An 11,806-nucleotide genomic window follows, 5' to 3' on the forward strand; every position below is an offset into this window, starting at 1 on the left:
GAAGTCTTACCTTTTTATTTATGCTTTATCTAGCAACTAACGGACGTCAAGGTTGTAGTGTGAACAAACTACAGTGTCTTTGACGTACCTGACGATGCTTGGCTGGTCGCTGACTGGCTACCTGCACCTTTAGGCTTATAGCGCTCTTCTTTTAATGGCGCTGCCTTGACTTCAATCTCTTTAATATCTTGAGGTCCAGGTGCTTTCGTCATTACTGATGTTGCACGAGCTTTTAGCTTTTGAGTGGTCGCTTTAGGTTTCGCTACGACAACCGCTTTTTGCTTAACTTCAACTTCAGCTTGTTGAGTAGCTACTTCTATTGGTGCCGTATTATCTTCAACGACTGGCGTTTCAATCACAGATGCTTCAACAACGGGTTCTTCAGTGACTGGTGTTTCCACCACCTCTGCTTCAACGGTTGGTTCTTCAGTGATCGGAGTTTCCACCATCGCCGTTTCAATAGCCGGCTCGTTAATAGCTGGCGCTTCAACAACTGACTCTTCAACAACCGGTGCTTCTACTTCAGGCGTCTTTTGAATAGGCGCATCAGTGACGGTTGTTTCTGCTATATCGTTCGCTGGAACAGCTTCGTTATAAACAGGAGCTTCGATTGGTGCTTGCTCAATAACGGGTGCAGCTTCAATCATAGGCGCTTTGTCTTCAACAATATCGCGAAGGATAATGACTTTACCCATTGCCATTTCAGGGCACGCGAAACCATTTAGAGCGACTTGCTCTACTTCAGGAGTAATGCGTGTTCTTTCTTTATATCTTGGTTTCGCAAGATCGTACTTAGGCATCACTTTACCCATTGCCATCTCAGGAGAGGCAACACCACCTTTACGTAGGCGGAAAGGGTTAGGTCTGCGGTCACGGCCACGACGGCGACGTTGTCCACTGGCACGTAAATGACGAGGAGTACGACGGTTACGGCGTTTCGTCTCTTCCTTATTTTCGCCTTCAACAACAGCGGGCTTGTTAGTCTCAACAACGTCTTGAGCTACCTTAACGTCTTGTTCTACCTTCGCTTCAACTTGTGTCACTTTCTCTTGTTGAGCGGTGGTATCTTGTTGGTCTTTAACTCTAACCTGTTTCTTAAGCTGACGACGTTGACGACGTTGCTTAATAACTTGTGTTTGCTTCTCTTCTACAACAGGAGCAGCAACCTCAACTTGTGCCTCAGCAGCAATTTGTTGGCCTTGCTCTGCGACTTTAGCGTTAGACTTGATAACCTTCTTGTCTTGCTTAGGACGTCGGTTATCTCTGCGTTGATTTGGTTTAGTCTCTGCTTGTTCTTCTTGCTGGTCATTGCGAACAGGCTTGTTACGATTTTTGTTTTGATCGCGGTTGCCTTGATGATCACGATTACCGTCACGAGGATTGCGACGACGGTTGTCATTGCGATTATTGCGATTATTGCGATTATTGCGATTGTTCTGAGGTTGCTCAGCAGGTTTCTCTTCTTTTACTTCTTCCACAGGGGTAGAGAAGAAACTTGTTAGTGCCTTGAACAGACGTGAAACAACACCAGGTTCGTTCGTTTCAGCTTTAACCGGAGTTTCTGCTTTAGCTGGCGTTGGCGCTGGAGATGTAGGTTGAGGAGCCGGCGCAGCAAAACCTTTAAGCGCGGGTTCTTCAATCTTCTTAGGCGTAATGTCTGCTTCAGAAGGCTCTGTTGCTTCTGCTTCTTTCATCGCTTCTAATTTCTTAGGAACTAGGTATGAAAGAATGTCGTGTTCTTCGCCACCACGTACACGGACCACTTCAAAATGAGGGGTTTCCATGTCGGAGTTTGGAACAATGATTACCCTCACATTTTGTGAAGATTCAATGGTATTAACAGAACGACGTTTTTCATTAAGAAGATAAGAAGCAATGGCGACAGGGACAACAGCAACAACTTGAGAGCTGTTGTCTTTTAGCGCTTCTTCTTCAATCAATCTAAGTACAGACAATGCAAGTGATTCATTATCACGAACCACACCCGTACCAGTACAACGTGGACAAATATGGTGGCTTGCTTCTGCTAGAGATGGGCTCAATCGTTGACGAGACATCTCCAATAGACCGAAGCGAGAAATACGTCCGATCTGAACGCGCGCACGGTCCATACGAACGGCTTCACGTAATCGATTCTCAACTTCACGTTGGTTACGAACAGGTGTCATATCAATAAAGTCGATAACCACCAAACCACCAAGATCACGCAGACGCAGCTGACGAGCAATTTCATCGGCGGCTTCTAGGTTAGTGTTTAGTGCTGTTTCTTCGATATCACTGCCCTTCGTCGCACGAGCGGAGTTGATATCAATAGAGGTTAGCGCTTCAGTTGGGTCGATAACGATTGAACCGCCAGAAGGCAAGCTCACATTACGTTGGAAGGCTGACTCTATTTGGGTCTCTATTTGATAGTGACTAAATAGCGGAACTTCGCCATCATATTTCTTAACACGGTTAAGGAAGTCAGGACGAATAAGTTGGATATGTTGTCTAGCGCGTTCGTAGATAGTGGCGCTATCTATTAATATTTCACCAATGTCACGGCGTAAATAATCACGAATCGCTCGTACAATAACGTTACTCTCTTGGTGGATTAGGAATGGAGCAGGGGTTGTGCCTGCGGCTTCCGTTATCGCGTTCCAATGATTAAGTAATACGTTTAGATCCCACTCTAGTTCTTCAGCACTTTTGCCTACACCAGCAGTACGAACAATTAAGCCCATACCTTGAGGGAGGTCTAAAGTACTCAGTGCCGATTTAAGTTCTGTACGCTCATCACCTTCGATACGGCGAGAAATGCCACCGGCTCTAGGATTGTTTGGCATCAGAACTAAATAGCTACCCGCAAGCGAGACAAATGTTGTTAGTGCTGCTCCTTTATTGCCGCGTTCTTCTTTTTCAACTTGTACAATGACTTCTTGGCCTTCAGTAAGCACTTCTTTAATGCTTGGACGACCTTGGTAAGTGTACCCTTTAGGGAAGTAATCGCGAGCAACTTCTTTAAGAGGAAGAAAACCATGTCTTTCTGCACCGTAGTCAACAAATGCAGCTTCTAAACTTGGTTCTATACGTGTGATTTTGCCTTTATAGATATTTGCTTTTTTCGATTCATGGCCAGGGCTTTCGATATCAAGATCGAAAAGTCGCTGTCCATCGACCAAAGCGACACGCAACTCTTCTTTTTGAGTTGCGTTGATTAACATTCTTTTCATTTTTTAATTTCTCGTTGATTATTCTTTATTTTAATTACATATGCCGCTTGGCTTCGATACCGATGGTGTCAGATCCCATGACTTAATAAGTGCAGCCTCACGGCTGGAAGGGATGCTCTCGGACACTCCAGTCATCAGGAACTAAATTAATAGGTCCTGATCCACAACTTTGGTGGTGAATACTCAACATCAGTGAACGATGAGTAGAGCGACAAGTAAGCTTTATTCTCAACGTCTTACGCCATACGCTGCATCGAATAATAAAACTCTTCTACTCATTTAGCTTATTGCTGCTGGATAATCAGAAAAATTGCGAAATGCATTCAAATTACCCATAGCAGGTGTGACTATAGCAGTGCGGTGAAAATACAGCAATCTGCTTTGTTATAAACAGGCAAAATATTTGAAAGTAGTTAAAATTTCAAAAAAGCTATCTTTATGATAAATAATGGCTTTTATAAGGTTGCTCTAATTTTGTCCAATTTTAATCCCAATATTTATACACAGGCTACGTTCACGAGACTCATTCGACATTAATTGCCGTATATTGGTGTTAGATAAGATGAAATAAGTAAAGAGTGATAAAAACTCAATTTGAATGATAGAATGCGCGCCATGAATGAGATAAAAACCAAAGTCCAGTTTGTCGATATTGATGCTGATATGGCAGGACAGCGCATAGATAATTTCATGCGCAATCAACTTAAAAACGTGCCTAAAAGTCTGATCTATAGAATCATTCGAAAGGGTGAAGTGCGTGTAAATAAAAAACGAATCAAAGCAGAATATAAACTGCAGCCGGGCGATATTGTTCGAGTACCACCGGTAAAAATGGAAGAGGTTGAACAAAAAGATGTGCCTAACACGAAACTAAACAAAGTTGCTGAGTTAGAGAGTTGCATCATATTTGAAGATGATCACATGCTTGTCTTAAACAAACCGTCCGGAACGGCAGTTCATGGTGGGAGTGGGTTGAAGTTTGGTGCAATAGAAGCGCTCAGAGCATTACGTCCTGATGCGCGCTTTTTAGAATTAGTCCACCGTATCGACCGGGATACATCAGGAATATTGCTTGTCGCGAAGAAACGCTCTGCGCTGAGACATTTGCAAGCCCAATTCCGTGAAAAAACGGTACAAAAATATTACTTCGCGCTTGTTATGGGGCACTGGAAGCCAAGCTGTCGACGAGTAAATGAACCATTACTGAAGAATGAAGTGAACAGCATTGTTCGTGTAAACCCTAATGGCAAGGCTTCTGAAACGCGTTTCAAAATAGTGGAAAAATTCACTGAAGCAACATTGGTTCAAGCAAGTCCAATTACAGGGAGGACGCATCAAATTCGCGTCCATGCGCAATACACTGGACACCCAATAGCGTGGGATGATCGATATGGAGACCGTCGATTTGATGCTTATACTGGCAAGGTTGGTTTAGACCGGCTCTTTTTACATGCCGCCAACATTAAGTTTGCCCATCCTGCTACAGAGGAAAAGATAGATATCTCAGCGCCTATGGAAGGAAGATTAGAAGCGGTACTCCAGCGATTAAGAGGTTAAAAAACGTATCGTTAAGAACCGAGAACAGAGACGCCTTGTTTTTCTAGCATATCTATCAGTGTAATTAACGGGAGCCCGATTAAACTATTCGGGTCTTTCCCCTCTAATCTATCAAAGAGTGCAATGCCTAACCCTTCACTCATAAAACTGCCCGCACAGGTTAGTGGTTGTTCTCGTTTGACGTAATCTTCTATCTGTTTTTGATTAAGTGTTCGGAAATGAACCTTAAAAGTATCCAGTTTTACTGAGGTGCTATCTGTGCTGGTATTATATAAAGCTAACCCAGTATAAAAAGTGATGCATTGCCCACTTGCCGCGGTGAGTTGCTTAACGGCATTTTCTACTGTGTGGGGTTTACCGATAATGTCTCCATTAATGACGCAAACCTGATCAGAGCCGATTATGAGGGAATGATCATCGATTTTGCAGCTCTTGGCTTTATTTAAAGCCAACCTAAGGACTAATTGCTCCGGAGCTTCTCTTTCTAATGGGGTTTCATCACAGCTTGGATTGGCTTGCTTAAAAGGTATCTGAATTTTTTCCAAAATTAATTTTCGAAACGGCGAGGTTGAAGCCAAAATGAGGTCCAATTTATTCATAGGAAACGTCTTGTAGAGCAGAGAATAGCGACAGAATAAACGATAATTAAAAAAAGCATAACTTTTTCACTTTTCCTTTGACTCAAGACGATTAGAAATATATTATTCGCGCCCTATGCAAAAAGTAAAAATTCCACGCACGGTAGATCCGGTTAAAGCCGCACAAAGTAGACTAGATTTTGATGGTATCATCCAACCTAGTTTATTTAAGCGCTTAGCTGAGACGACCTCAGGCGTAAAACGCGACGCAGAAGTCTCATTGTCTTTTGAGATGGATGAACAACGATTAACCGTTATCTCTGGTAAAGCTAACGTTGAAGTCGATTTAGAGTGTCAGCGTTGTAACGAGATTTTCGCACATGAGTGCGAAGTTCAATTTACTTATACTCCTGTTCGCAGTGAGAAAAGTGAAGTGGATACACCCGAAGAGTACGATTTGGTAGATCGGAACGAGTACGGTGAGATTGATCTCATACAACTAGTTGAAGACGAGTTCATTCTTGGTTTGCCTCAAGTGGCAATGCATGATGATGCGAACTGTAGCGTTAATTCAGATAATTTGGTGTTTGGTGTGCTTCCGAAAGAAGTTGAAGAAGATAAACCAAACCCATTTGATGTTTTAAAAAGCTTAAAGCGATAAGCTTTAAGTATAGACAAAGGAGTAGGGTCCATGGCCGTACAAAAGAGCAAAAAATCACGTTCAATGCGTGGCATGCGTCGTTCACATGATGCGCTAACTACAGCTGCACTTTCTGTAGACCCAACAACAGGTGAAACTCACCTGCGTCACAACGTGACTGCTGACGGTTTCTACCGTGGCAAAAAGGTTATCAACAAGTAAGGTTGACCTTTGAAAACTATTACCGTTGCACTTGATGCAATGGGCGGGGATTTCGGTCCCTGCGTAACAGTGCCTGCCGTCGTGCAGGCACTGTCGCATTTCCCAGAGCTAAAAGTGATTGTAGTCGGTGATCAATCCATGATCACACCTGAATTGTCTCGCCTAGGATATGTGGGAGATGATCACTCAATCAGTCGTCGTTTAACTATCTCCCATAGTGAACGAGTCATATCTAATTCGGAAAAACCCTCCCTTGCTTTAAGAAACAGCACTGGCTCGTCGATGCGTATGGCCATTGACGCCGTAGCCGACGGTACAGCAGATGCTTGTTTAAGTGGCGGGAATACCGGTGCGTTAATGGCACTTTCTCGGTTTAGACTCAAATTATTACCCGGCATAGAGAGACCAGCTTTAGTGTCGGCGCTTCCTACGGCGTTGGGTAAGAAAACTTGGTTGCTTGACCTCGGTGCAAATGTGTCTGTGGATGCGGATACGTTATTCCAATTTGCTGTGATGGGTGGAGCATTAGCTGAAGAACACCTAGATAGACCACCAAGAGTGGCTATACTCAATATCGGTGAAGAAGAGATTAAGGGTAATGACTTAGTAAAAAGATGCGCTGAAATGCTAAGTCAAACTAAGTCGATTAACTTTAGTGGTTATATCGAAGGCAATCAGTTACTTCACGATGCGGCCGATGTCGTTGTATGCGATGGCTTTGTCGGCAATGTTTGTTTAAAGACAGCAGAGGGTGTTGCCCACCTTTTTATTGGTAAACTTAAAGAGCATATGGCAACATCAAATCTAAAGGGTTGGATAGCAAGAAAATTATTTGCCAACCTAATAGAAGAGATAAAACAGTTGAACCCCGACCAGTACAATGGCGCAAGTTTGTTAGGATTGCGCGGTATTGTGATAAAAAGTCATGGAAGTGCTGATGTGGCTGCTATCGTCAATGCTATTGGTGAAGCAGTACACGAAGTCAAACGACAAGTACCAAGTCGTATTAGTGACCGCTTAGAAGCGGTGTTACTCGAGAGGCATTATTAGTCTATATGTACAGTAAAATATTAGGTACGGGCAGTTATCTGCCATCTCAGGTGCGTTCAAACGCAGACTTAGAGAAAATGGTAAATACCACCGATGAATGGATCGTAACAAGAACTGGGATTCGTGAGCGTCGTATTTCTGCACCGGATGAAACGGTAGCTGACATGGCAACAATAGCCTCTCAAAATGCTATCGATATGGCTGGATTAGATAAGGACGATATCGATATGATTATCGTCGCAACGACCAGTGGTTCAAATGCTTTCCCATCGGCTGCCTGTGAAGTTCAAGCAAAATTGGGTATTAAACATTGCCCAGCTTTTGATATGGCGGCAGCCTGCTCTGGATTTGTTTATGCGCTTTCAGTTGCGGATCAACATATCAAATCAGGTATGTGTAAAAATGTATTAGTGGTTGGTGCGGATGCTCTTTCAAAAACCTGCGATCCCACCGATCGTGGCACCATCATTCTTTTTGGTGATGCAGCAGGTGCAGTTGTGGTCGGTGTAAGCGAAGAGCCGGGGATCCTATCGACACACATCAATGCCGATGGGCGTTTTGGCGATCTATTAAGCCTTAAACATCCTGGTCGTAAAAAAGAAAAGAGTGAAGGTGAATTCGCTCAAACTGACGACATAAATAGCTGGCTTCATATGGCTGGAAATGAGGTGTTTAAAGTTGCTGTTACGCAATTATCTCGTTTAGTTAAAGAAACGCTTAAAGCAAATGGTATGGATAAATCCGAACTTGATTGGCTTGTACCACATCAAGCAAACTTACGGATTATCTCTGCGACGGCTAAAAAATTGTCTCTGCCTTTAGAACAGGTAGTTATTACGCTAGATCGCCACGGTAATACGTCTGCGGCAACGGTACCGACGGCATTAGATGAAGCGGTACGCGATGGTCGAATTCAACGTGGGCAGACCATACTATTGGAAGCATTCGGTGGTGGTTTCACCTGGGGCTCCGCTTTAATTAAGTTTTAAAATTTAAATTCAGTAGATAGGCTTTCGTCTGTCTACTTCAATTATTAATGCATTGCTTGAGGGAAAATAACTATGAGCAAATTTGCTATCATATTTCCGGGTCAAGGTTCTCAAACTGTTGGTATGCTTGCAGAGCTTGGTGAACAATTTGATGTTGTAAAAGCAACCTTCGCTCAGGCTTCTGAAGTGCTAGGTTATGATCTTTGGGCTTTGGTTCAAAATGGCCCAGCAGAAGATTTAAATCAGACTTCTCGCACTCAACCTGCACTGCTTGCTGCATCTGTCGCTATTTGGCGTGTATGGCAAGAACAAGGTTTGGAGCAACCTGTCAATTTAGCAGGACACAGCTTAGGTGAGTATTCTGCCCTTGTTTGTGCTGGAGTGATTGATTTTCAGCAGGCGATTAAACTCGTCGAGTTACGTGGTCAGTTCATGCAAGAAGCAGTACCTGCTGGTGTGGGTGCGATGTATGCCATCATCGGGTTAGACGATGAATCGATCGCAAAGGCCTGTGAAGAAGCGGCGCAAGACGAAATTGTCTCTCCTGTCAACTTCAATTCACCTGGTCAGGTTGTGATTGCTGGCAACAAAGCAGCTGTAGAGAGAGCCGGTGTACTTTGTAAAGCGGCGGGCGCGAAACGAGCGCTGCCTTTGCCTGTATCGGTGCCTTCTCATTGTGCATTAATGCAACCAGCAGCGGATAGATTAGAAATCGCACTGCAAGATATTGAATTTAACACACCAGCTATCCCAGTGATTAATAATGTTGATGTTGTTGCGGAAACGGATCCAGAAAAAATTAAAAATGCTTTGGTTCGTCAACTTCATAGCCCTGTTCGTTGGACCGAAGGTGTTCAACAAATGAGTGATGATGGTGTTGAAAAGCTCTATGAATTAGGTCCAAGCAAAGTGCTAACGGGTTTAACTAAACGTATTGTTAAAACGCTTACCGCTGCGGCAGTAAATGATTGTGCTTCATTAGAAGCAGCGAAGTAAAAAGAGAGATAGAAGATGAGAAACCTAGAAGGCAAAGTAGCACTGGTTACTGGTGCAAGCCGTGGTATTGGACGCTCAATTGCGGAGCTACTTGTTGAACGTGGAGCGACAGTTTTTGGTACGGCAACAAGTGAAAGTGGCGCCGCGGCTATCACTGAATACTTAGGTGAGAATGGCAAAGGTTTTAAACTCAATGTAACTGAGCCAGAATCTATTACAGACGTTATCAAAGAGATCACAACAAATTATGGCGGCGTAGATATTTTAGTTAACAACGCTGGTATTACTCGTGATAATCTATTGATGCGTATGAAAGATGACGAATGGACGGATATCATAGATACTAACCTCACGTCTATTTTCAGACTGTCCAAAGCAGTTTTGCGTGGCATGATGAAAAAACGTAACGGACGTATTATTAATGTCGGTTCTGTTGTCGGAACTATGGGTAACGCAGGTCAAACTAACTATGCCGCAGCGAAAGCGGGTGTGATTGGTTTTACTAAGTCTATGGCACGTGAAGTTTCTTCACGCGGTGTAACAATTAATACTGTTTCACCCGGTTTTATTGAAACTGACATGACAAAAGCACTGAATGATGAGCAGCGTGCTGCTACACTATCTCAGGTACCTGCGGGACGCTTAGGTGACCCACGTGAAATTGCAGCAGCGGTAGCATTTTTAGCTTCTCCAGATGCGGCATATATTACTGGTGAAACACTTCATGTAAACGGTGGAATGTACATGGTTTAAGTTGTGCACTATGTTTTGTGTATGATTTAGGTCAAAAATGTACCTATTTCCGGTCAAAATCGTAAAAATTGTGGTTTGACCAGCGATCACACCCTTGCAACTTTTAAAAGTTTGAATAAACTACGGAAACATCGCATAACGCGAAAGTCTGTAAAGGAAAAGAAAAAATGAGCAACCTCGAAGAACGCGTAAAGAAAATCATTATTGAACAGCTAGGTGTAGACGAAGCAGAAGTTAAGAACGAAGCTTCATTTGTTGACGATCTAGGTGCAGATTCTTTAGACACTGTTGAGCTAGTAATGGCTTTGGAAGAAGAATTCGATACTGAGATTCCAGACGAAGAAGCTGAGAAAATCACTACTGTTCAAGCTGCAATCGACTACGTTACCAGCGCTCAGTAATATTTCTCTCCCAGGCGGTCAACCTTGACCGCCTGAGTTTTATCTAAAACGCTTTATTTCCCCATCAAATCATTCATTCAATCCCCGGAGAAAATTATCATGTCAAAGCGTCGCGTAGTGGTTACTGGCATGGGTATGTTGTCACCGGTAGGCAACACTGTAGAATCATCATGGAAAGCCCTGTTAGCAGGTCAAAGCGGTATTGTTGATATCGAACACTTTGATACATCCGAATTTACAACTCGATTTGCAGGTCTAGTCAAAGACTTTAACTGCGAAGAGTATATGACCAAAAAAGATGCGCGTAAGATGGATCTATTTATCCAGTACGGCATCGCAGCGGGTATTCAAGCATTAGATGACTCAGGTTTCACCGTTACTGAAGAGAACGCGCCACGCATTGGCGTCGCAATTGGTTCTGGTATTGGTGGTCTTGGTCTAATTGAAACCGGCCATAAAGTTCTTTCAGAAAGAGGCCCGCGCAAAATTAGCCCCTTTTTTGTGCCATCCACTATCGTTAATATGATCGCAGGTAATCTGTCGATAATGCGAGGCCTTAGAGGCCCCAACATCGCGATTTCTACCGCTTGTACTACTGGCTTACACAATATTGGCCATGCGGCCCGTATGATTGCGTACGGCGATGCAGAGACGATGGTTGCTGGTGGTGCTGAAAAAGCGTCTACGCCTCTTGGTATGGGCGGATTTGCTGCTGCAAAAGCATTGTCAACGCGCAATGATGAACCATCGAAGGCTTCACGCCCTTGGGATAAAGACCGTGATGGGTTTGTTCTTGGTGACGGTGCGGGTGTTATGGTTTTAGAAGAATACGAACAAGCTAAAGCTCGTGGCGCGAAAATCTACTGCGAAGTTGTCGGTTTTGGCATGAGTGGAGACGCTTACCATATGACATCGCCAAGTGCAGATGGTTCTGGTGGTGCGTTAGCGATGGAAGCGGCAATGCGTGATGCTGGTATTACTGGTGAACAAATCGGTTATATCAACGCGCATGGAACGTCTACACCCGCGGGTGATGTTGCAGAGTTAAGAGGTGTAAAACGCGCTCTTGGCGAAGCAGGTTCTAAGACAGTACTTGTCTCTTCTACGAAATCTATGACGGGCCATTTATTGGGTGCTGCAGGTTCTGTAGAAGCCATCATTACTGCAATGGCGTTAGTGGATCAAATTGTGCCCCCAACAATTAACTTAGATAACCCTGATGAAGAGTGTGACCTTGACCTTGTTCCCCACACTGCACGTAAAGTCGATATGGAATACGCATTGTGTAACTCCTTTGGCTTTGGTGGAACAAACGGTTCGCTTATCTTTAAAAAAATGTGATAGTCGATTAAACTAGCTTAACAGCGGCTTGATGCTCAGCATTAAGCCGTTTTTTTTTGACTATTTT

The 11,806-nt window shown here is 43.6% G+C and carries 11 protein-coding genes; 9 read left to right on the top strand and 2 right to left on the bottom strand.

Annotation, left to right across the window (positions count from 1 at the left end):
- Positions 1–68: 68 nt before the first annotated feature.
- A complete protein-coding gene (gene rne / locus IUZ65_RS05295) occupies positions 69–3,212 on the bottom strand; it encodes a ribonuclease E (protein ID WP_195702753.1) in 3,144 nt (1,047 codons plus the stop codon).
- A 615-nt stretch (positions 3,213–3,827) separates the two neighbouring features.
- Between rne and rluC the strand changes: the two genes are divergently transcribed.
- A complete protein-coding gene (gene rluC, locus IUZ65_RS05300) occupies positions 3,828–4,769 on the top strand; it encodes a 23S rRNA pseudouridine(955/2504/2580) synthase RluC (RefSeq protein ID WP_195702754.1) in 942 nt (313 codons plus the stop codon).
- A gap of 11 nt (positions 4,770–4,780) precedes the next feature.
- On the opposite strand, the gene IUZ65_RS05305 is transcribed toward rluC, so the two are convergent.
- Positions 4,781–5,368, bottom strand: coding sequence for a Maf family protein (locus IUZ65_RS05305; protein ID WP_195702755.1), 588 nt, complete (start codon positions 5,366–5,368; stop codon positions 4,781–4,783).
- A 115-nt stretch (positions 5,369–5,483) separates the two neighbouring features.
- Between IUZ65_RS05305 and yceD the strand changes: the two genes are divergently transcribed.
- The 8 genes from yceD (at position 5,484) to fabF (ending at position 11,739) form a co-directional block, all read left to right on the top strand.
- Positions 5,484–6,008, top strand: coding sequence for a 23S rRNA accumulation protein YceD (gene yceD / locus IUZ65_RS05310; RefSeq protein ID WP_195702756.1), 525 nt, complete (start codon positions 5,484–5,486; stop codon positions 6,006–6,008).
- A 30-nt stretch (positions 6,009–6,038) separates the two neighbouring features.
- On the top strand, positions 6,039–6,209 hold the full coding sequence (rpmF, locus tag IUZ65_RS05315; protein WP_195702757.1) for a 50S ribosomal protein L32: 171 nt from the start codon (positions 6,039–6,041) through the stop codon (positions 6,207–6,209).
- Between the two features lie 9 nt (positions 6,210–6,218).
- A complete protein-coding gene (plsX, locus tag IUZ65_RS05320; protein ID WP_195702758.1) occupies positions 6,219–7,259 on the top strand; it encodes a phosphate acyltransferase PlsX in 1,041 nt (346 codons plus the stop codon).
- A gap of 5 nt (positions 7,260–7,264) precedes the next feature.
- Positions 7,265–8,248 carry a beta-ketoacyl-ACP synthase III gene (locus tag IUZ65_RS05325; RefSeq protein WP_195702759.1) on the top strand — a complete coding sequence of 328 codons (984 nt, stop codon included), beginning with the start codon at positions 7,265–7,267 and terminating at the stop codon, positions 8,246–8,248.
- 72 nt (positions 8,249–8,320) lie between these two features.
- Positions 8,321–9,244 (top strand): ACP S-malonyltransferase, encoded by a 924-nt coding sequence (gene fabD, locus IUZ65_RS05330; RefSeq protein WP_195702760.1) that lies wholly within the window; start codon positions 8,321–8,323, stop codon positions 9,242–9,244.
- A gap of 15 nt (positions 9,245–9,259) precedes the next feature.
- A complete protein-coding gene (gene fabG / locus IUZ65_RS05335; protein ID WP_195702761.1) occupies positions 9,260–9,997 on the top strand; it encodes a 3-oxoacyl-ACP reductase FabG in 738 nt (245 codons plus the stop codon).
- Positions 9,998–10,164: 167 nt separating this feature from the next.
- The gene (gene acpP / locus IUZ65_RS05340; protein WP_017051317.1) at positions 10,165–10,398 is read left to right on the top strand and encodes an acyl carrier protein; all 234 of its coding nucleotides are present in this window, start codon (positions 10,165–10,167) and stop codon (positions 10,396–10,398) included.
- A gap of 99 nt (positions 10,399–10,497) precedes the next feature.
- The gene (gene fabF / locus IUZ65_RS05345) at positions 10,498–11,739 is read left to right on the top strand and encodes a beta-ketoacyl-ACP synthase II (RefSeq protein WP_195702762.1); all 1,242 of its coding nucleotides are present in this window, start codon (positions 10,498–10,500) and stop codon (positions 11,737–11,739) included.
- The last annotated feature ends 67 nt before the right edge of the window (positions 11,740–11,806 follow it).

Source organism: Vibrio sp. VB16 (assembly GCF_015594925.2).
Classification (GTDB): domain Bacteria; phylum Pseudomonadota; class Gammaproteobacteria; order Enterobacterales; family Vibrionaceae; genus Vibrio.